This window comes from Rossellomorea sp. GQ25 (assembly GCF_059758515.1).
Genome location: NZ_JCAXEQ010000004.1, coordinates 78,854 through 99,861, shown reverse-complemented (window position 1 = coordinate 99,861; position 21,008 = coordinate 78,854). Strand labels below are relative to the sequence as shown.

Annotated in this window: 18 protein-coding genes; 17 read left to right on the top strand and 1 reads right to left on the bottom strand. The window is 41.3% G+C overall.

Annotated features, from left to right (window positions below; translation table 11 throughout):
• The 12 genes from AC6CIB_RS13890 (at position 1) to deoC (ending at position 14,911) form a co-directional block, all read left to right on the top strand.
• Entirely contained in the window at positions 1–336 is a 336-nt protein-coding gene (locus AC6CIB_RS13890; RefSeq protein ID WP_498281576.1) for a DUF3679 domain-containing protein, read from the top strand.
• Positions 337–526: 190 nt separating this feature from the next.
• Positions 527–2,359: a translation elongation factor 4 gene (lepA, locus tag AC6CIB_RS13885; RefSeq protein WP_498281574.1), complete on the top strand. Its 1,833-nt coding sequence runs from the start codon at positions 527–529 to the stop codon at positions 2,357–2,359.
• Positions 2,360–2,424: 65 nt separating this feature from the next.
• Positions 2,425–3,582 carry a radical SAM family heme chaperone HemW gene (gene hemW / locus AC6CIB_RS13880; protein WP_498282171.1) on the top strand — a complete coding sequence of 386 codons (1,158 nt, stop codon included), beginning with the start codon at positions 2,425–2,427 and terminating at the stop codon, positions 3,580–3,582.
• A gap of 86 nt (positions 3,583–3,668) precedes the next feature.
• Positions 3,669–4,703 (top strand): heat-inducible transcriptional repressor HrcA, encoded by a 1,035-nt coding sequence (gene hrcA / locus AC6CIB_RS13875; RefSeq protein ID WP_498281572.1) that lies wholly within the window; start codon positions 3,669–3,671, stop codon positions 4,701–4,703.
• A gap of 96 nt (positions 4,704–4,799) precedes the next feature.
• Positions 4,800–5,366 (top strand): nucleotide exchange factor GrpE, encoded by a 567-nt coding sequence (gene grpE, locus AC6CIB_RS13870; RefSeq protein WP_498281570.1) that lies wholly within the window; start codon positions 4,800–4,802, stop codon positions 5,364–5,366.
• A 39-nt stretch (positions 5,367–5,405) separates the two neighbouring features.
• The gene (dnaK, locus tag AC6CIB_RS13865; RefSeq protein WP_498281568.1) at positions 5,406–7,235 is read left to right on the top strand and encodes a molecular chaperone DnaK; all 1,830 of its coding nucleotides are present in this window, start codon (positions 5,406–5,408) and stop codon (positions 7,233–7,235) included.
• Positions 7,236–7,428: 193 nt separating this feature from the next.
• Entirely contained in the window at positions 7,429–8,556 is a 1,128-nt protein-coding gene (dnaJ, locus tag AC6CIB_RS13860) for a molecular chaperone DnaJ (RefSeq protein WP_498281566.1), read from the top strand.
• Positions 8,557–8,580: 24 nt separating this feature from the next.
• A complete protein-coding gene (gene prmA / locus AC6CIB_RS13855; RefSeq protein ID WP_498281564.1) occupies positions 8,581–9,522 on the top strand; it encodes a 50S ribosomal protein L11 methyltransferase in 942 nt (313 codons plus the stop codon).
• Positions 9,523–9,553: 31 nt separating this feature from the next.
• On the top strand, positions 9,554–10,300 hold the full coding sequence (locus AC6CIB_RS13850; protein ID WP_498281562.1) for a 16S rRNA (uracil(1498)-N(3))-methyltransferase: 747 nt from the start codon (positions 9,554–9,556) through the stop codon (positions 10,298–10,300).
• Positions 10,301–10,305: 5 nt separating this feature from the next.
• Positions 10,306–11,640 (top strand): tRNA (N(6)-L-threonylcarbamoyladenosine(37)-C(2))-methylthiotransferase MtaB, encoded by a 1,335-nt coding sequence (gene mtaB, locus AC6CIB_RS13845; RefSeq protein WP_498281560.1) that lies wholly within the window; start codon positions 10,306–10,308, stop codon positions 11,638–11,640.
• A gap of 251 nt (positions 11,641–11,891) precedes the next feature.
• On the top strand, positions 11,892–13,556 hold the full coding sequence (locus AC6CIB_RS13840) for a glycoside hydrolase family 13 protein (RefSeq protein ID WP_498281558.1): 1,665 nt from the start codon (positions 11,892–11,894) through the stop codon (positions 13,554–13,556).
• A 683-nt stretch (positions 13,557–14,239) separates the two neighbouring features.
• The gene (deoC, locus tag AC6CIB_RS13835) at positions 14,240–14,911 is read left to right on the top strand and encodes a deoxyribose-phosphate aldolase (protein ID WP_459226466.1); all 672 of its coding nucleotides are present in this window, start codon (positions 14,240–14,242) and stop codon (positions 14,909–14,911) included.
• A gap of 35 nt (positions 14,912–14,946) precedes the next feature.
• Here the strand turns inward: deoC and AC6CIB_RS13830 are convergent, their stop codons facing one another.
• Positions 14,947–15,879: a Na/Pi symporter gene (locus AC6CIB_RS13830; RefSeq protein ID WP_498281556.1), complete on the bottom strand. Its 933-nt coding sequence runs from the start codon at positions 15,877–15,879 to the stop codon at positions 14,947–14,949.
• Between the two features lie 335 nt (positions 15,880–16,214).
• Between AC6CIB_RS13830 and rpsU the strand changes: the two genes are divergently transcribed.
• The 5 genes from rpsU (at position 16,215) to AC6CIB_RS13805 (ending at position 20,025) form a co-directional block, all read left to right on the top strand.
• Positions 16,215–16,388, top strand: coding sequence for a 30S ribosomal protein S21 (gene rpsU / locus AC6CIB_RS13825; protein WP_032087602.1), 174 nt, complete (start codon positions 16,215–16,217; stop codon positions 16,386–16,388).
• A 14-nt stretch (positions 16,389–16,402) separates the two neighbouring features.
• Complete coding sequence (locus tag AC6CIB_RS13820; protein WP_148995755.1) at positions 16,403–16,849, top strand: GatB/YqeY domain-containing protein; 447 nt, start codon at positions 16,403–16,405, stop codon at positions 16,847–16,849.
• A gap of 349 nt (positions 16,850–17,198) precedes the next feature.
• Positions 17,199–18,512 carry an NfeD family protein gene (locus AC6CIB_RS13815; protein WP_498281554.1) on the top strand — a complete coding sequence of 438 codons (1,314 nt, stop codon included), beginning with the start codon at positions 17,199–17,201 and terminating at the stop codon, positions 18,510–18,512.
• 26 nt (positions 18,513–18,538) lie between these two features.
• Positions 18,539–19,540 carry a flotillin-like protein FloA gene (gene floA / locus AC6CIB_RS13810; RefSeq protein WP_498282169.1) on the top strand — a complete coding sequence of 334 codons (1,002 nt, stop codon included), beginning with the start codon at positions 18,539–18,541 and terminating at the stop codon, positions 19,538–19,540.
• Between the two features lie 29 nt (positions 19,541–19,569).
• Complete coding sequence (locus AC6CIB_RS13805) at positions 19,570–20,025, top strand: YqfB family membrane protein (RefSeq protein WP_498281552.1); 456 nt, start codon at positions 19,570–19,572, stop codon at positions 20,023–20,025.
• Positions 20,026–21,008 lie beyond the last annotated feature (983 nt).

Here is a 21,008-nt window from a genome sequence, read left to right as displayed (position 1 = left end):
ATGACAAAATTCTTTTTTAAATGTGCATTCCTTATATCTGCATTATTTATCGGGGTACTGATCGGGATGCAGTATGCGAATCAAGGTATCGTGGAAATGAAGGGACATGAACAACAAAAATTCACTTCGCCGGTGGGAGTGAGTCAGGACGGGGAAGGAAACGTGGAAGCGTCTTTTCTCGGGAATGAAGTAGAATCGAAAACGTTAAGCGAAAAGAAAGAGAAATTAGAGGACATGAAAGCCTTTAATGCGTTTTCCTCGATCGGAAAGGCGCTGGCGAATATAATTGAAAGTATCACCAATGAAATAGTGAACTTTATTGCTTCGTTAATATAAGAGAGGGCTTTCGGAAATGTTCCAGCCTTCTCTCTTTTTTTTGAGGCTTTGTCTCTAAGAACTTAATTGATTTGCTTTTTAAAATGGACAATTCCCGTATAGCCCTTCAGTTTACATTGAATAATATATAGTCTACTGCTATAATTCAAAATAGTGTACATGTGTGGAAATAACAGGAGTTGAACGTATAATGAACCGTGAAGAGAAATTAGAAAGACAATCGAGAATTAGAAACTTTTCAATTATTGCTCATATAGATCATGGGAAATCTACCCTTGCCGATCGTATTTTGGAGAAAACGAAAGCACTGACGGCGCGTGAAATGAAAGAGCAATTACTGGATTCAATGGATCTTGAGAGAGAACGTGGAATCACAATCAAATTAAATTCTGTGCAATTAAAGTATCAAGCAAACGATGGAGAAGAATATATCTTTCATCTGATTGATACACCAGGGCACGTAGACTTTACATACGAAGTATCTCGTAGTTTAGCTGCTTGTGAAGGAGCCGTCCTTGTTGTGGATGCTGCTCAAGGGATTGAAGCGCAAACATTGGCAAACGTGTATCTTGCCTTGGATAATGACCTGGAAATCCTGCCGGTCATTAACAAAATCGACCTTCCTGCAGCAGATCCTGAAAGGGTTCGACAGGAAGTGGAAGATGTCATCGGTCTGGATGCATCGGAAGCAGTCCTTGCATCAGCTAAAGCAGGGATCGGGATTGAAGAGATCCTCGAACAGGTGGTTGAAAAAGTACCCGCCCCGCAGGGAGATCCAGATGCCCCACTAAAAGCCCTTATCTTTGACTCTTTATATGACGCATATAGAGGAGTCGTTGCCTACATCCGTGTGATGGAGGGAAGTGTCAAAGTCGGAGATAAAGTTCGTATGATGGCGACCGGGAAAGAGTTTGAAGTAACGGAGATCGGTGTCTTCACTCCGAAACCGACGGGACAAAAAGAATTAACGGTCGGGGATGTTGGGTACCTAACAGCAGCGATCAAGAATGTTGGGGACACCCGCGTAGGAGATACCATCACTCTTGCCAAAAATCCTGCACAGGAAGCATTGCCGGGATACCGACGATTAAACCCGATGGTCTATTGCGGTTTATATCCAATCGATTCAAATCGCTATAACGATCTTAGGGAAGCACTTGAGAAGCTTGAATTGAATGACTCGGCACTTCAATATGAGCCTGAAACATCTCAAGCGTTAGGTTTCGGGTTCCGTTGTGGATTCTTGGGACTTCTTCATATGGAGATCATCCAGGAACGCATTGAGCGCGAATTCAAAATCGACCTTATTACGACTGCACCAAGTGTTATCTATCATGTTAAATTGACAGATGGCGAAGAAGTGAAAGTGGATAACCCGTCCATGATGCCTGATCCGCAAAAAGTGGATCATGTTGAAGAGCCTTATGTTAAAGCAACGATCATGGTTCCGAACGACTACGTCGGTGCGGTGATGGAGCTTTGCCAAGGAAAACGCGGAAACTTTATCGACATGCAGTATATGGATGATACACGAGTGAACATCGTCTATGAAATCCCGCTTGCTGAAATCGTGTATGACTTCTTCGATCAACTGAAGTCGAATACGAAAGGGTACGCTTCATTTGATTATGAGTTGATCGGATACAAAGAATCCAAGCTTGTGAAGATGGATATCCTTTTGAACGCTGAAAATGTCGATGCCCTGAGCTTTATCGTTCATCGTGACTTCGCTTATGAACGCGGGAAGTTGATTGTAGAGAAATTAAAGGAATTAATTCCGAGACAACAATTCGAAGTACCCGTCCAGGCAGCGATTGGACAGAAGATTGTTGCAAGATCGACCATCAAAGCCATTCGGAAGAACGTTCTGGCAAAATGTTACGGTGGAGATATTTCTCGTAAACGTAAACTTCTTGATAAACAAAAAGAAGGTAAAAAACGTATGAAGTCCGTTGGGAATGTAGAAGTTCCGCAAGAAGCATTCATGGCCGTCCTGAAAATGGACGATACGGATAAAAAATAAGGTTCTTGATGATAAAGGGGGAAAGTGGCTTGTACCAACCAAGCACTGCTTACCCCCTTTTCTCTATGAATACCCCAAAAGGAGGGATATACTTGGTAAAATCAGCTTATATTCATATACCTTTCTGTGAACATATCTGTCACTATTGTGATTTCAATAAAGTCTTTTTAGAAGGACAGCCCGTAAATGAATATTTAATCAACCTTGGCAATGAAATGAAGCAAAGAGTCATGTCTCCTGACAAACTGGATACGATTTTTATCGGTGGCGGCACTCCGACATCATTGAATGCAAGCCAGCTTGATATATTATGCGAATCGATCAACACTCACCTGCCCTTTGATCAGGGTGAATTCACATTTGAAGCAAACCCCGGCGATTTGACAGAAGACAAACTTCGAGTGTTAAAGGACCACGGTGTGAATCGATTGAGTTTTGGTGTTCAGTCATTCAATGATGAGCTCCTAAAAGGAATCGGACGGACACATAAAAGCGAAGATGTGTATACGTCTGTGGAAACAGCTCAAAAAGTAGGATTCTCAAATATCAGCATTGATCTGATTTATAGCCTGCCTAAGCAAACAGAGGAAGATTTTCAAGATACATTGAAGAAAGCACTTGACCTAGATCTTCCTCATTACTCGTCTTATTCACTCATCGTAGAACCTAAAACGGTCTTCTACAACCTGATGAGGAAAGGGAAGCTGTCTTTGCCTTCTCAAGATCAGGAAGCGGCTATGTATGAGATTCTGATCGAAACGATGGAGAAATACGGGATCAATCAATATGAAATCAGTAATTTTGCGAAAAAGGGATTCGAGAGCAAACATAATCTCGTTTATTGGGACAATAATGAATATTATGGTTTAGGAGCCGGTGCTCACGGATATATAAACGGAGTACGTTATTCCAATTACGGTCCCCTAAAAAAATATATGGACCCGATAGCAGAAGGTTCCCTACCTACCATCCAGAAACACGAGGTAACGAAAGCAGAACGAATGGAAGAAGAAATGTTCCTCGGATTACGTAAGGTGGAGGGAGTAAGTAAGGTTGTTTTTCAACAAAAATTTGACTGCAGTATCGAGTCAGTATTCGGTTCATCCATTGAAGAAATGAAGAAACGGAAACTGCTCACTGTGAATGAAGAACGGGTCTCACTTACGAAACAGGGCCGCTTTTTAGGAAACGAAGTATTTCAATCTTTTCTGGGTGTAATCTAATATATTGACATCCCTTTTCTGATTTGATAATTTATTAATTAGATTTAGCACTCATCTCAATAGAGTGCTAACAGGGGTGATGAATGTTGTTAACAGATCGACAACTTCTAATTCTTCAAGTGATTATCGATGATTTTATCCTGTCAGCTCAGCCTGTCGGTTCGAGGAGCTTGTCCAAGAAGGATGAGATTTCCTTCAGCTCAGCTACGATTCGAAATGAAATGGCTGATTTGGAGGATTTGGGTTTTATCGAAAAAACGCATACTTCTTCAGGCCGGGTTCCATCTGAAAAGGGTTATCGTTATTATGTGGATCACTTGCTTTCTCCACAGAAATTACAGAAGAATGACGTGCATGCAATACGCTCCATCTTCACTGAGCGAATATATGAATTGGAGAAAGTGGTCCAGAAGTCGGCAAAGATACTTTCCGAGCTGACGAATTACACGACAATCGTATTAGGTCCCGATTTGAAGGAAAATAAGCTGAAAAAGATTCAACTTATTCCTCTGAACAAAGATACAGCGATTGCCATTATCGTGACGGATAACGGACATGTTGAAAATAAACTGTTCCATATCCCGCCGACAATGGATGCAGCCGAGCTTGAGAAGCTTGTGCACATCTTGAATGACCGGTTATCGGGTGTTCCTATCAGTGAGTTAAACGATAAAATTTTTAAGGAAGTCGCTCTTTTGCTAAGAGAGCATATTCAGAACTATGATTTTATCCTTCACTCGATCACGGATTCCTTTAATCCAACGGTCACGGATAAGCTGTTCTTTGGTGGGAAAACCAATATACTAAACCAACCTGAGTTTAATGACGTCCATAAAGTTCGCATGCTCCTCGAAATGATCGAACAGGAGGAGAGCATCTACAATTTGATTCGTCCATCCGCTACAGGATTGAACATTAAAATCGGGAAAGAAAATAATCATCTCGCTATGGAGAATTGCAGTCTCATAACCGCTACTTATTCTATTGGTAAAGAACAATTAGGTTCCATTGCGATTATCGGACCTACTCGAATGGAGTATTCCCGTGTCGTGAGTTTACTTAATTTCTTTTCAAATGATATGTCCAAGGTTCTTACGAAGCTGTATCAAAGTGAAGATTAGTGGACATATTGTATAAAGGAAAATAAGGCCCAGATGCCGTCTTTATCGTCATCTGGAGCCTTCTAGTGTTCGTAGATTTTTAAGGAGGTGAATGTTATGTCTGAAGAAACAAAACAAGAGCAGCAGGATGCGAAAGAAGAAAACAGCGAAGTGGTGGAAGAAGTGTTCGCTGAAGAACCTCAATCAGAGGAAGTAGAAGAAGAGCAACAAGAATCAGATGAGCTTTCACAATTGGAAGAAAAGCTGAATGAGTCTGAGAATCGTTATCTTCGTTTAAGAGCTGATTTCGATAACTTCCGACGCCGCGTCAATGTAGAAAGCGAAGCGAAAGAGAAATATCGTGCTCAAGGACTGATCACTGAACTATTGCCGGCACTTGATAATTTCGAGCGTGCTTTAAATATAGATGCTGATAATGATCAAACAAAAACACTGCTTCAAGGAATGGAAATGGTTCATAGAAGTATCGTTGAAGCCCTTAAGAAAGAGGGAGTAGAGCCAATTGAAGCGGTAGGTCAGGAGTTTGATCCACATTTGCATCAAGCAGTTATGCAAACAGAAGATGAAAATTTCAATAGCAATGTAGTTGTTGAAGAATTTCAAAAGGGATACAAACTGAAAGACAGAGTGATACGTCCTTCCATGGTGAAGGTCAATCAATAATAAAGACATTACATATACAAAATAGGGAGGTTTCTTACTATGAGTAAAATTATCGGTATTGACTTAGGTACAACAAACTCATGTGTATCAGTACTTGAAGGCGGAGAGCCAAAGGTTATTGCAAATGCAGAAGGAAACCGCACAACTCCTTCAGTTGTTGCGTTCAAAAATGGAGAAAAGCAAGTTGGGGAAGTAGCGAAGCGTCAAGCCATTACAAACCCAAACACGATCATCTCAGTGAAACGTCATATGGGAACAGATCACAAAGTAGAAGCTGAAGGAAAAGAATACACTCCACAAGAGATTTCAGCTATGATTCTTCAACACTTAAAATCATATGCAGAAGACTATCTTGGAGAAAAAGTTGAAAAAGCAGTTATCACAGTACCAGCTTACTTCAATGATGCAGAACGTCAAGCAACAAAAGACGCTGGTAAAATTGCCGGCCTGGAAGTTGAGCGTATCATCAACGAACCAACTGCTGCTGCACTTGCATATGGTCTGGATAAAATGGATCAGGACCAAACCATCCTAGTTTATGACCTTGGTGGCGGTACATTTGACGTATCCATCCTTGAACTTGGTGACGGTGTATTCGAAGTACGTTCTACTGCCGGTGACAACCGTCTTGGCGGAGACGACTTTGACCAAGTGATCATCGATTACCTTGTAGCTGAATTCAAAAAAGAGAACGGCATTGACCTTTCTAAAGATAAAATGGCTCTTCAACGTCTTAAAGACGCTGCTGAGAAAGCGAAGAAAGATCTTTCAGGAGTGACTTCAACTCAGATCTCACTTCCATTCATCACGGCTGGAGAAGCGGGTCCACTTCACTTAGAAGTGACTCTTTCAAGAGCGAAATTCGATGAAATCTCTTCAGATCTTGTAGAACGTACAATGGGACCAACTCGTCAAGCGATGAAAGATGCTGGTCTTTCTGCAAGTGAAATCGATAAAATCATTCTTGTTGGTGGATCAACTCGTATCCCGGCTGTACAAGAAGCGATCAGAAAAGAAACTGGTAAAGAGCCATCTAAAGGTGTTAACCCTGACGAAGTTGTAGCAATGGGTGCAGCGATTCAAGGTGGAGTTCTTACTGGAGACGTTAAAGATGTTGTCTTACTTGACGTTACCCCACTTTCACTTGGTATCGAAACCATGGGTGGCGTATCAACAAAGCTGATCGAGCGTAACACGACGATCCCAACGTCTAAATCACAAACATTCTCAACGGCCGCTGATAACCAGACAGCTGTTGATATTCACGTATTACAAGGTGAGCGCCCAATGGCTGCTGATAACAAAACGCTTGGTCGTTTCCAATTAGCTGACATTCCGCCGGCACCACGTGGCGTACCACAAATCGAAGTGAAATTCGATATTGATAAAAATGGTATCGTAAATGTAAGTGCGAAGGATCTTGGAACGGGTAAAGAGCAAAACATCACAATCAAGTCTTCTACCGGTCTTTCAGATGATGAAGTAGAACGCATGGTGAAAGAAGCAGAAGAAAATGCAGAAGCGGATAAACAACGTAAAGAGGAAGTCGAACTTCGCAACGAAGCCGACCAACTTGTTTTCCAAACGGAAAAAACGTTAAAAGACCTTGAAGGCAAAGTAGAAGAAGATGAAGTGAAAAAAGCGGAAGATGCGAAAGCTGAATTAAAAGAAGCAATCGAGAAAGATGATTTAGATCTTATCCGTGAAAAGAAAGATGCATTACAAGAAATCGTTCAAAGCTTAACAATGAAGCTTTATGAGCAGGCTCAAGCGGAAGCTCAAGCAGCTCAAGGAGCAGAAGGCGAAGCTTCGAAAGACGAAGATGTAGTCGATGCTGAATACGAAGAAGTAAACGACGACAAGAAATAATCTAGTATGAACGAAAAAGTCAAAGTCAGGGCGGTTCTTGGCTTTGACTTTTTCTATGATTGAAAGAAACAGAAGGTGATTCATTCATCTAACAGACACAATCAATTAGAAGGAATGTTGAGTTTTTATTGATAATAGTCAAAGCTCAATGTTAAAATAACCTTTATGCAAAGGATTCGGGAGTGGTGTTTTAATGAGTAAACGGGACTATTACGAGGTTCTTGGTGTCGGAAAAGATGCATCAAAAGATGAAATGAAGAAAGCATACCGCAAGCTCTCAAAAAAATATCATCCGGATATTAATAAAGAAGCGAATGCGGATGAAAAATTCAAAGAAATATCGGAAGCCTATGAAGTATTAAGTGATGATCAAAAGCGTGCTCAATATGATCGTTTCGGACATACTGACCCTAACCAGGGATTTGGCGGCGGAGCTGACTTTGGCGGTGGCGGTTTCGGTGGTTTCGAAGACATCTTTAATACATTCTTCGGTGGCGGCGGAGGCCGCAGAAGAGATCCGAATGCACCTAGACAAGGTGCCGATCTTCAGTACACGATGTCACTGACATTTGAAGAAGCGGTCTTTGGGAAAGACACAGAAATCGAGATTCCGAGAGAAGAAGAATGTGACACTTGCCATGGTTCAGGTGCGAAGCCGGGAACAAAAGTCAATACATGTTCTCACTGTAATGGATCGGGTCAATTGAATGTAGAACAGAATACACCATTTGGCCGCATTGTGAACAGACGGGTTTGTCACTACTGTAACGGTACAGGTAAACAAATCAAGGAGAAATGTTCAACGTGTGGCGGAGCCGGAAAAGTACAGAAGCGCCGTAAAATCTCTGTTAAAATCCCGGCTGGTATCGATGATGGACAGCAGCTGCGTGTGACTGGTCAAGGTGAACCAGGTATAAATGGCGGACCTGCCGGTGACTTGTATGTTGTCTTCCACGTTCGCTCACATGATTTCTTTGAGCGTAACGGAGATGATATCTATTGTGAAATGCCAGTGACGTTTGCACAAGCGGCATTAGGTGATGAAATTGAAGTACCGACCCTGCACGGGAAAGTAAAGCTCAAAGTGCCTGCAGGAACTCAAACAAGTACGAGATTCCGTTTGAAAGGTAAAGGAGTACCGAATGTACGTGGATACGGTACAGGTGATCAGCATGTTCAGGTGAAGGTGGTTACCCCTTCTAAATTAACAGATAAGCAAAAGCAATTATTAAGAGAATTTGCGGATATTAGCGGACAGGTTCCAGACGAACAGCATGAAAGCTTTTTTGATAAAGTAAAGAAAGCCTTTAAAGGCGAATAACTAAAGGACGGAGTTGGTAGATCAATGAAATGGTCAGAAATCAGTATTCTTACTACGAATGAAGCGATTGAGCCTATTTCAAACATTCTTCATGAATCAGGAGCAAGCGGTGTGGTCATTGAAGACCCTGCCGAATTAATTAAGGAAAGAGAAGATATGTTTGGAGAGATCTACCAACTCAATCCTGATGATTATCCGAGTGAAGGTGTTTTAGTCAAAGCGTATTTACCCGTAAATAGCTTTCTTGGTGAAACTGTTGATGAGATCAAGCAGGGCATTACGAACCTGGTTACCTATGATATCGACATTGGTGAAAACAAAGTGGAGATTTCAGAAGTGAATGAGGAAGAATGGGCAACGGCGTGGAAGAAATACTACCATCCTGTGAAGATCTCCGATAAATTTACGATCGTCCCTACTTGGGAAGACTATACGCCGGTTCATAGTGACGAACTCATCATTGAACTGGATCCAGGCATGGCGTTCGGGACAGGAACTCATCCTACAACGGTCATGTGTATCCAGGCTCTTGAGCGAATCGTTAAAGAACATAATACGGTCATCGATGTAGGAACAGGTTCAGGTGTATTATCCATTGCTGCTGCACAGTTAGCTGCAGATAATGTAAGAGCGTATGACCTTGATGAAGTGGCTGTTCGTTCAGCGAGACTGAATGTGAAGCTGAACAAAGTTCAACAAACTGTGACGGTTGACGCGAATAATTTATTGAATGGCGTTACAGGGCAAGCGGATGTGATTGTAGCGAACATTTTGGCTGAAATCATTTTACGCTTTACAGAGGATGCCTTCGAACTTGTGAAACCGGGAGGATTTTTTATCACCTCTGGGATTATTCAGCCTAAGAAACAAGAAGTACGTGATGCATTGGAGTCTGCCGGATTTATAATAGAAGAAATTATGGTCATGGAAGACTGGGTCGCTCTTATTGCTAAGAAGCCAATGTGAATTTAAGTAAAAACGGTGGAGTTGAAACTGTATGCAACGATATTTTATAAATGACACATATCGAGAAAATGATCCGATTACAATAAAAGGGGATGACTATCATCATATCGTTCGGGTCATGAGAATGAAGGAAGATGATGAAGTCTATGCTGTTTTTAAGGATCAAGCATCAGCAATTGCCCGTATTGAAACGATTTCCAGTGACTCAGTAGAACTATCAATAGTAAAATGGGAAACAACGACGAAAGAATTACCAATTAAAGTAACCATTGCGAGCGGACTGCCGAAAGGGGATAAATTGGAGTTGATTTTCCAAAAGGGAACAGAGCTTGGAGCCACTCAATTTATCCCTTTTAATGCGGATCGCTCCATTGTGAAGTGGGACGATAAAAAAGCAAAGAAAAAGGTAGAACGATGGGAGAAAATCGTCAAGGAAGCAGCGGAACAGTCTCATAGACTCCTTGTTCCCGACGTATCTGCACCCATTTCATTGAAACAATTAATACAGGCACAGTTTGATTACAAACTGATCGCATATGAAGAAGAAGCAAGAGGCGGAGAAAAAGGAAATCTTTCAAAGGTGTTATCGACGATCGAAAATGGACAAAGTGTCCTTGTCGTATTCGGTCCTGAAGGTGGATTGACAGAAAAAGAAGTAGAGGTGTGTAAGAGCGAGGGTTTTATTCCATGTGGACTAGGACCAAGAATCTTACGGACAGAGACTGCTCCATTGTATGTCCTCTCAGCCATCAGCTATCAATTAGAACTTATGAGGTGATTGTAATGCCATCAGTAGCGTTTCACACTCTAGGGTGTAAAGTGAACCACTACGAAACAGAAGCCATTTGGCAACTATTTAAAGAAGAAGGATATGAACGTGTTGAGTATGATTCGATTGCAGATGTGTATGTCATTAACACGTGCACGGTAACGAATACAGGAGATAAGAAAAGCAGACAGGTCATTCGTCGTGCCATCCGTAAGAATCCTGACGGAGTGATTTGTGTAACAGGATGCTACGCTCAAACATCCCCTGCTGAAATTATGGCGATACCGGGCGTTGACGTCGTGGTTGGGACGCAAGACCGAAGAAAAATGCTAACGTACATTGAAGAATATAAACAAGAACGCCAACCAATCAATGGCGTTACAAACATTATGAAGAATCGTGTCTACGAAGAGCTGGATGTCCCGGCATTTACGGATCGTACCCGTGCCTCTCTTAAAATCCAGGAAGGGTGCAATAACTTCTGTACATTCTGTATTATTCCATGGGCCCGTGGACTGATGAGATCCCGTGATCCTGAAGAAGTCATTCATCAAGCTCAACAGCTTGTGGATGCCGGCTATAAAGAGATTGTCCTGACAGGAATTCACACAGGTGGATACGGAGAGGACATGAAAGACTACAACCTTGCCATGCTTCTTAAAGACCTGGAGCAAAAAGTGAAGGGTCTGAAGAGAATTCGTATCTCTTCCATCGAAGCCAGTCAACTGACGGATGAAGTCATTGAAGTAATCGATCAATCAAATATCGTTGTCAGACACTTACACATTCCACTTCAATCAGGATCCAATACGGTCCTTAAGAGAATGCGTAGAAAATATACGATGGAATTCTTTGCAGAGCGCTTGGAAAAGCTTAAGAAGGCTTTACCAGGACTTGCCGTTACTTCTGATGTCATTGTCGGTTTCCCCGGTGAAACGGAAGAAGAATTTATGGAAACATATAATTTTATCAATGAACATAAATTCTCAGAGCTTCATGTGTTCCCATATTCTAAGCGAACAGGTACTCCTGCAGCACGTATGGACGACCAAATCGATGAAGATATCAAGAACGAACGAGTTCATTGTTTAATTGAACTTTCTAACCAACTAGCGAAAGAATACGCTTCTCAGTTTGAAAATGAAGTATTAGAAGTTATCCCTGAAGAAATTTACCAAGATGATCTCTATGTTGGATATACGGATAATTACTTGAAAGTGGTATTCCCTGCAACGGAAGATATGGTAGGGAAACTGGTAAAAGTGAAAATCACGAAAGCAGGCTATCCTTTAAACGAAGGTCAATTTGTATGTATTTTTGAAGAGGCAGACGAAAAAGCTGCTATATAATCGATATTAGGCACCTGACTATGGTTGGGTGTTTCTTTTTTTATTATGGATCTTTTTTTAGTATAATGCTTTGTAACCACTTTCTTTTTTTGCCTAGAATCAAAATATCTATTGATATGTACGGGAGAAGGTTGTAAACTATTATTGATAATGAAACAATTGAGAAGTTGCTTTTTTTTTATCCATTCAGTGCAAACGATTGCATTAAATGTAAGCGTTTGTATCTTACTATACTTTGATGAGGTGTTACGATGAAAAAGGCATGGCGTAAAGAAGCGGTAGGCTATCAAATTTATCCTAGGAGTTTTCAGGATTCAAACGGCGACGGAATTGGTGACTTGCAGGGCGTGATTCAACGGCTTGATTATATTAAAGAATTAGGTATCGATGTGATCTGGATTTGTCCAATGTATAAATCACCTAATGATGATAATGGATATGATATTTCTGATTATCAGGATATTATGGAAGACTTTGGTACGATGGAGGACTTCGATCAACTACTTAATGAGGTTCACAAGAGAGATATGAAACTGATCATTGACCTTGTACTTAATCATACAAGTGACGAGCACCCTTGGTTCATTGAGTCTAAGAGCTCTAAAGACCATCCAAAGCGTGACTGGTATATTTGGAGAGATGGCGTAAAAGGCAAGGAGCCAAATAATTGGGAAAGCATCTTTGGAGGATCAGCCTGGGAGTATGACGAAGAAACAGATCAATATTTCCTTCACGTATTCTCTACGAAGCAGCCGGATTTGAACTGGGAAAATGAAGAAGTCCGCGACGCTCTTTATGACACAGTCAACTGGTGGCTTGATAAAGGAATTGATGGCTTCAGAATCGATGCCATCAGCCATATTAAGAAACGTCCAGGTCTTCCCGATATGCCAAATCCGAAAAAAGAAAAGTATGTTTCTTCTTTCGATATGCATATGAACCAAAAAGGGATTCATACGTTCCTGCAAGAATTCAAGGATCGGACGTATGCAAACTATGATGTCATGTCCGTTGGAGAAGCAAATGGTGTAAAAGCCGATGAAGCGGAACTATGGGTTGGAAAAGAAAACGGTAAGATGGATATGATTTTCCAATTCGAACATCTTGGTCTCTGGGACGCAGAAACCAACCCGGACCTTGATATCGTCGAATTGAAGAAGGTGCTCACTCGCTGGCAGAAAGGCCTTGAAGGCAACGGGTGGAATGCTCTATTTATCGAAAACCATGATAAACCACGAGTTGTATCCACTTGGGGCAATGATAAAGAATATTGGAGAGAAAGTGCCACTGCCATGGCCACCATGTACTTCTTAATGCAGGGGACTCCATTTATTTATCAAGGACAGGAAATCGGTATGACAAATGTTCAATTCCCTTCCATTGAAGATTATGATGATGTAGCGGTCAAGAATCTATATCGTCTGAAGCGTGAAGAAGGAGTACCTCATCAAGACATCATGGACATCATCTGGGCTTCTTCCCGTGACAATAGCAGAACACCGATGCAATGGACTGATGAGGTAAACAGTGGATTTACAAACGGCAAACCTTGGATGAAAGTGAATCCAAACTATAAATCAATCAATGTAAAAGCTCAGGATAAGGATGAAAACTCCATTCTGAACTTCTACAAAAAAATGATTCAACTAAAGAAAAATGAAGATGTCTTCACGTTCGGGATCTATGACCTGCTTCTTGAAAAAGACAAGCAAATCTATGCGTATACCCGCACAGGAGAAGATCAATCCATGATCGTGATCACAAACCTTTCCACTAAGAATGCCGTTTGTAACCTTGGTGAATTGGAAGTCTCCTCTTCTAATCTTCTGTTAAATAACTATGATGTAGACAGCCATGAAAATGTAAGCAAGTTAACTCTTAAGCCATACGAGGCGAGAGTGTACCGTTTAACATAATGAAGTTGCAACCCTGGTATTGAATACCGGGGTTGTTTTTATTTGGCACTTTTCGTAAAAATAAATTGTTGTTATTTAAGAGAAGAAAGTAGTAGTTGATTTCCGCTCCAGAATGCTCGCTTTCCGCGGGGCAGGCGGTGAGCCTCCTCGTCGCTGTGCTCCTGCAGGGTCTCACCTGTCCCGCTATTCCCCGCAGGAGTCGAGCACCTTCCGCTTCAATCAACTTTCGCAGCATGAGGTTTTAATAATATTCAACTAAAGACAACAAACTATTAGAAAACTACCTCTTTTAAAGAGAACAGTGGCTGATTTCCTTTGTATACTAGAAATTCTGATTACTGTCACCTATAAGCTCTGTCACGAATATTTCTTAAAAGATGGTGAGGGGAACTGCGTAGACTCCCTCGGATACGGGGCGTTCCGAGACCCCGTTCGGCTAAGCTGAGGAGGCTCGGCCGTACGCTAGCTGCAAGCGGAGCGGTTCCCCTCACCATCTAGCACACAGTGGTTGATGGAGCCCCTGGCAGACTTTACGTTAGAAAACAACAAACTTTGTGAAAAGAGCTTTAATAAATGAAAAGGTTTTCTTTTTTTGGAGATGCTAGTAAGAAATGCTCGTCTTTTTCTCTTTGTTTTGGTATGATTAGAGAGGTACGGACAACTGTTTAAAGGAGAGATAATAAATGACTACGAACATTGCAAGTATGATTGATCATACTTTACTTAAACCTGAATCAACGAAAGATCAAGTAGAAGTACTTTGCCAGGAAGCGAAAGAATTTAAGTTTGCTTCTGTGTGCGTTAACCCGGCATGGGTTCAATATTCAAGCGAATTATTAAGCGGCACTGAAGTGAAAGTGTGTACGGTTATCGGGTTCCCATTGGGAGCTTCTACGCCTGAAACGAAAGCATTCGAAACAAAAGATGCAATCGAAAAAGGTGCTACAGAAGTGGATATGGTCATCAATATCGGCGCATTGAAAAGTGGCGATCATGAGTTGGTTAAACGAGATATTGAAGCTGTTGTGGCAGCATCTAAAGGGAAAGCACTCTCAAAAGTAATCATTGAAACGTGCCTACTGACAGATGAAGAAAAAGTGAAAGCTTGCCAATTAGCTGTAGAAGCTGGAGCCGATTATGTGAAAACATCTACAGGATTCTCTACTGGGGGAGCGACTGTAGAAGATATCGCTCTAATGAGAAAAACAGTTGGACCTGATATCGGTGTGAAAGCTTCAGGAGGCGTACGTTCTTCTGAAGATGCACAAGCAATGATTGATGCAGGAGCTACTCGCCTGGGAGCCAGCTCAGGTGTGAAGATCGTACAAGGCTTGACAAGTGACTCTGACTATTAATAAGAAAAAAGCTGAACGAGGATCCCATTCCTTGTTCAGCTTTTTTTTGGATGGTGAATTCTTTCAATAAAACGGGCGAATTGATTCGCAAATGGCAGAACAAGGATCGAGCATAAAATGTTAAATAGGACGCTGGCGTGAGCCAATTGTAAATCGGGCGAACCTGCTAAAGATCGAACCACCAATCCTAGTAATGGGATGAAGGGGATAAAAAGAGCGACCCCAATAACGTTAAGCCATATGTGAGCGTACGCCGTCAGTTTCGCTTGAGCACCTCCACCGATGCTTGCAATAAAGGCTGTAATACATGTCCCGACGTTTGCGCCGAGCATAATGGTGATTCCAGCATGAAGATCAATGGATCCTGCAGCCAGAAATCCCATCGTCACCCCTGTCACAACGGTGCTGGACTGGATGATCGCCGTTAATACACAACCAATAAGTAGAGCGAGTACAACATGCTCGTTCACTTCTATGATATACGTGCGCAAGGATTCGTGAGTCGTTAATGGAGTAGCTAACCATTGAATCGCGCGGATCGACGTAAAGATTAATCCAAACCCGATAAATATCATTCCCGCACTTCTGATGGAAGGTGAGCGGAAGAAATACAGAATGAATCCGATGATCATGGATGGGACAATAAGATAATTCATATCCAGTGTGAACATTTCAAGGGTAAACGTTGTCCCGATATTGGATCCAAGCATGATTCCAATAGTCTGTCTGAACGGTATCAAGCCGGAAGTGGCCAGTCCCACAGTGAGAACCATAACGGCTGAACTGCTATGGATAAAGGCTGTCACAATCGTTCCTGTAAGCACACCCTTAGTAGGAGTGCTCGTTAAATAATGAAGCCATTTCTTTATTTTCTGATTGGCAATATTAAAAAGCCCTGACCGCAGCCAAGTCATCCCCACTAAAAAACATAAGATAAAAAAAATAAAGGCGATTCCATGTAAAATCATTACATTCCTCCCACACACCAGCCTGCTTTATACAAATGTATGGAAGAAATGAGTGAGACATGCCTATTTATATGAGGTGTTTTATGATAAATTGTTGACCTATTACATATCATATATTATAATGGCAAAGTACATGGATTTCTTTATATTAATAAAGAATTCATCCAAGAAAGACATACACTTTCTGTCCCCTTGTGACAATGATCCAAGGGCAAAGCCATAACCTATTGGTGAAGTAAAGGACGCTGGATAAACTTGCGTCTTAAGAAATTGGTACAAACCATTTCTTGACTTGAACATGTAAGTGTAGTGTGTTCGGAGGGAGGGAAAGAGAGATGTCAAAAACAGTTGTTCGTAAAAACGAATCGCTTGAAGATGCTCTTCGTCGCTTCAAACGCTCAGTTTCTAAAACAGGAACTTTACAAGAGTTTAGAAAGCGCGAATTTTATGAAAAGCCAAGCGTAAAACGCAAAAAGAAATCAGAAGCTGCAAGAAAGCGTAAGTTCTAAGAGAGGGTGTAAGCATGAGTCTTCTCAATCGTTTAAATGATGATATGAAACAAGCGATGAAAAATAAAGAAAAAGAGAAGCTTTCTGTTATTCGCATGCTTAAAGCTTCACTTCAAAATGAAGCGATTAAACATGGGAAGCAGGAACTCTCTGAAGACGAAGAGTTGACTGTCCTTTCTCGAGAAGTGAAGCAACGGAAAGACTCCCTCCAGGAATTTCAAAACGCTGGTCGCGAAGACCTCGTTGAAAAAATTCAAACAGAACTGACTTACGTCGAAATATATATGCCGAAGCAGCTTTCAGAAGAAGAAGTCTCTGCTATTGTCCAACAGACAGTAGCGGAGGTAGGTGCTACTTCTAAAGCCGATATGGGCAAAGTGATGGGAGCAATCATGCCTAAATTAAAAGGGAAAGCCGATGGAGCTCTCGTCAACAAACTTGTTCTTCAACATTTATCATAAGATTAAAGAGACCGGAAAGCCATAATGCTTTCCGGTTTTTTTATTCACATTAAAGAGGGGGTGCAATGAGCGGGGAGGTTTGAAAATAAGTGGGGGAAAGTTAAAATTAAAGTTTGAAGGTTGAAAATAAGCTTGAGGAAGTTGATAATGAGGAAGTCGATAATAAAAGGTGAAAAATCGTAATAGCCAAGATTCAACCCATCAAAAATACCCTTCTTTTTCAAGTTTTTTTACTATATTAATAATTTCCGCGTCAACAACATAATATTTTTAAAAAAGTTGAAACTATTTTAATAGGTCAATCGTACATAGAGTATCAAGGAATATTACCTGAAACGAGGGGGTTACGTTGAAAAGAGGTCTACTTGTATTTTTCATGATGATTCTTGGGTTTAGTTTTCTCCAGCCCTTGTTAAGCTCCTCTGCTGAGAATACCAAAAAAGTATACGTTATTCCCATTCACAAAGAAGTTGAGAAAGGCCTTCATGCATTTCTGGAGAGAGCGATAAGTGATGCAGAGGATAACAATGCTGAACTGATTGTTTTTGATATTGATACGCCTGGAGGTCTGGTCACTGCAGCTGGTGATATTGGTCAGCTCCTTGACGGCGTAGAAACAAAGACGGTTGCCTTTGTGAATAATCATGCTTTATCGGCAGGTGCCTTCATCTCCCTTCATGCAGATGAGATCTATATGGTTCCTAATGGTCAAATAGGTTCGGCGGCTGTGATTGATCAAGGTGGAAATGCCGCTGATAAGAAAGCTCAGAGTTACTGGCTTTCTGCCATGAAGAGTGCGGCTGAATCAAATGGGAGAGATCCTCAAGTTGCTTTAGCTATGGCGGATGAATCGGTAGTGATCGAAGAATTGGGGATTGAAAAAGGGGAATTATTAACTCTCGGTTCAAAAGAAGCCAAGCAAGTCGGCTACTCTGAAGGAACTGTTGCGAATCTGGATGAGTTATATGAAACCCTTGGTGTCGATAAATCTTCTGTCGTAAATGTCGAAGAGACCTTTGCAGAGAAGCTGGCACGATTTATAACCAATCCGGTCGTGGTTCCAATCCTTCTTTCGTTGGCAAGCCTTGGGTTGATTGTCGAATTGTATTCTCCAGGCTTTGGCATTGCCGGTTCTATCGGGTTGGTTTCTCTTGTATTATTCTTTTATGGACACTTAGTGGCGGGACTTGCCGGTTACGAAACCATAATCCTCTTTATCATTGGAATCGCTCTTATCGTTGCGGAATTTTTCCTCCCTGGGGGCATCGCAGGCGGACTTGGCATCGGGGCAATTCTCGCAAGTATTATGTTGGCAGGGGGCGATGTAGTGCAAATGGGAATTTCTCTTTTTATCGCTTTACTTATTGCCGTTGCGACAATGATTATATTTGTAAAGGTGTTTGGTAAAAAAATGAAAATCTTTAACAAAATCATTTTAAAAGATTCAACAAGCACAGAAAGTGGATATGTATCAAATATCAATCGATTAGAGTTGATCGGTAAAGAAGGTGTAACGAAAACACCTTTAAGACCTTCCGGAACCGTGATCGTTGATGATGAAAGAATTGATGCAGTGACAGAGGGCGGCTTTATTAAAGCAGGCGAAAGAGTTAAGATTGTGAAAGTAGAAGGTTCGCGGATTGTTGTAAGAGACATTTCATAATTACTTAGGAGGTAAAGAATATGGTTATAGGACCAAGTACGATTTTATTGCTCGTTGCCATTGTGGTGGGAGTGATTGTATTAGCAGTTTTATTTACATTTGTACCAGTTATGCTGTGGATTTCAGCGATCGCAGCAGGAGTAAGAATCAGTATTTTCACACTAGTGGGGATGAGATTGAGACGTGTTATCCCGAGTCGTGTGATCAATCCATTAATTAAAGCCCATAAAGCAGGAATCACTGTAACAATCAATCAGCTGGAGAGTCACTATTTAGCTGGTGGTAATGTAGACAGAGTGGTCAATGCACTGATTGCAGCTCATCGTGCAAATATTGAACTAACCTTTGAGCGTTGTGCGGCGATTGACCTTGCTGGTCGTGACGTACTTGAAGCGGTTCAAATGAGTGTTAACCCTAAAGTGATTGAAACGCCATTTATTGCCGGTGTTGCAATGGATGGAATTGAAGTGAAAGCCAAAGCTCGAATTACGGTTCGAGCGAACATTGACCGCCTTGTCGGGGGTGCTGGGGAAGAGACGATCGTTGCCCGTGTAGGAGAAGGGATTGTATCAACAATCGGTTCATCCCACAATCACAAGAAGGTATTGGAAAATCCGGATCTGATTTCTCAAACGGTCCTTTCAAAAGGCTTGGATGCAGGTACGGCATTTGAAATTCTCTCGATTGATATCGCGGACGTTGATATCGGCAAGAATATCGGAGCAGAACTGCAAACAGAACAAGCGGAAGCTGATAAAAACATTGCACAAGCGAAAGCGGAAGAAAGAAGAGCAATGGCCGTTGCCAATGAGCAGGAAATGAAAGCAAGAGTAGAAGAAATGAGAGCGAAGGTTGTGGAAGCAGAAGCTGAAGTACCTCTTGCCATGGCTGAAGCACTGCGATCAGGCAATATCGGTGTGATGGACTATATGAACTTAAAGAATATCGACGCTGATACGGAAATGAGAGACTCGATCGGGAAACTAACCGGGGATAAAAATGATCCGAAAAATTCTAAAGATAAGTAATTTCCCCTTGTGAGAAAGGAGTTTTCTCCATGGAACCTTTAATCATTGCCATACTGATCGGGCTCATTACTTCGATTTTCAATAAAGTGAAAGAGTCGCCTTCAAATAAACCAGTAAGGCAAAAGCCGATTCAAACGGCATCTCCCCCTCCTTCCTCGCCTCAGCCCGAAAGAGAGAGGGAGAGACCGGCACGGAGCAGAGTGCCAAGAGAATATAAAGAACCATTGAAAGACGCAGCCTCTTCTATTCAAACCCGGTTTGAAGAAAAGAAGAAGGAAGCAGAATCAACGTATGCAGACTTGCAAAAGAAAGAAGAGCGTTATTCCCGCAGACTGGAAGCTCATCAAACTAGGGCAAAGAAAATACGGGAAAAAGGGTCAACTCTAAACATTGACTTCAACAAGGAAGATGATATCGTAAAAGGATTTATTTTTTCAGAGGTATTTGGACCTCCAAGATCAAAAAAACGCCATCATCAAAAATAAGAGTGATGAAACCCCTTTTCATTTCATACATATGAGATGATTTATAGGGGGTAACAAAAAAAGCTGTCAGGACTTGATCTTGGCAGTTTTTTTATGCGAAAAAATAATCCCCCTAACAGTCGCTAAGACCATTAGAGGGAAAAGTGAAGATACACTGTTATCACTGTTAAGGAATTAAGGTATCTATAACACCAGCTATTAACTGGTGACATTATTTAGTTTAGATTAAAAGAATTACTTACGTCACTTCATTCACTACGTTCATTCAGTGTATATTTTTAAAGTATCTATTCTATATTAGCTATTCTTAGTAAGGTTACTGGTTAATGTTTTAATATTAGTGAGGAACTTGTTCCGAACTGGCGAAGCCATATTTTTTATTAGAGTAAGTTATAATTAGTATCTTTACTTCCTTAATTTATAGTGTGGCAACTACCGCCACTTTACAGGGTGTTTTTAAAAGAAATTTATTGCTAACGCTAGAACCATTGACATGACTGGGTTTGTTGTTAATCACCAATTTAGGGATTAACCTTAAATTGTGCATTGGTTAGTTTACCTCATTTTGTTAATCACAAAATTAGTGAGTTTACTGTGATTGTTATATCTCACGAATCCTATTAAATCGGGCTTTTTAGATTGAGTTAATCACAGGTCACAAGGTGACGGGATTTATAAAAAGAATGAACCCTTGATAATAGTGGGTTTGTACAATTTAATAATCACACCGTCTTGTGATTTAGCCCCATAAAGCAAAAATGCCCAGCCCCTAGAGGCTAAGCAAAGTTGCCGCAAGGTTAATTAAAGTCGTCAATAGCCCGACACCCTCACTTGAAATCTTGACTCGTACTGACATCTTAATTTCCATTTCAAATTTCATGTAACTCACCCTTTAGAAGGGGACGGGCAACCACCGAAGCAGAAACCCTGGATTACCGACAAGTCGGAACCCACTTCTTTCATGTTGCTTTTCTATTGTACTT

Bases quoted from the DNA above. Each gene is read 5' to 3' on its own strand.
- AC6CIB_RS13890 (WP_498281576.1), top strand. From the start codon at position 1: ATGACAAAATTCTTTTTTAAATGTGCATTCCTTATATCTGCATTATTT.
- lepA (WP_498281574.1), top strand. From the start codon at position 527: ATGAACCGTGAAGAGAAATTAGAAAGACAATCGAGAATTAGAAACTTT.
- hemW (WP_498282171.1), top strand. From the start codon at position 2,425: ATGAATACCCCAAAAGGAGGGATATACTTGGTAAAATCAGCTTATATT.
- grpE (WP_498281570.1), top strand. From the start codon at position 4,800: ATGTCTGAAGAAACAAAACAAGAGCAGCAGGATGCGAAAGAAGAAAAC.
- dnaK (WP_498281568.1), top strand. From the start codon at position 5,406: ATGAGTAAAATTATCGGTATTGACTTAGGTACAACAAACTCATGTGTA.
- dnaJ (WP_498281566.1), top strand. From the start codon at position 7,429: ATGAGTAAACGGGACTATTACGAGGTTCTTGGTGTCGGAAAAGATGCA.
- prmA (WP_498281564.1), top strand. From the start codon at position 8,581: ATGAAATGGTCAGAAATCAGTATTCTTACTACGAATGAAGCGATTGAG.
- AC6CIB_RS13850 (WP_498281562.1), top strand. From the start codon at position 9,554: ATGCAACGATATTTTATAAATGACACATATCGAGAAAATGATCCGATT.
- mtaB (WP_498281560.1), top strand. From the start codon at position 10,306: ATGCCATCAGTAGCGTTTCACACTCTAGGGTGTAAAGTGAACCACTAC.
- AC6CIB_RS13840 (WP_498281558.1), top strand. From the start codon at position 11,892: ATGAAAAAGGCATGGCGTAAAGAAGCGGTAGGCTATCAAATTTATCCT.
- deoC (WP_459226466.1), top strand. From the start codon at position 14,240: ATGACTACGAACATTGCAAGTATGATTGATCATACTTTACTTAAACCT.
- AC6CIB_RS13830 (WP_498281556.1), bottom strand. From the start codon at position 15,879: ATGATTTTACATGGAATCGCCTTTATTTTTTTTATCTTATGTTTTTTA.
- rpsU (WP_032087602.1), top strand. From the start codon at position 16,215: ATGTCAAAAACAGTTGTTCGTAAAAACGAATCGCTTGAAGATGCTCTT.
- AC6CIB_RS13820 (WP_148995755.1), top strand. From the start codon at position 16,403: ATGAGTCTTCTCAATCGTTTAAATGATGATATGAAACAAGCGATGAAA.
- AC6CIB_RS13805 (WP_498281552.1), top strand. From the start codon at position 19,570: ATGGAACCTTTAATCATTGCCATACTGATCGGGCTCATTACTTCGATT.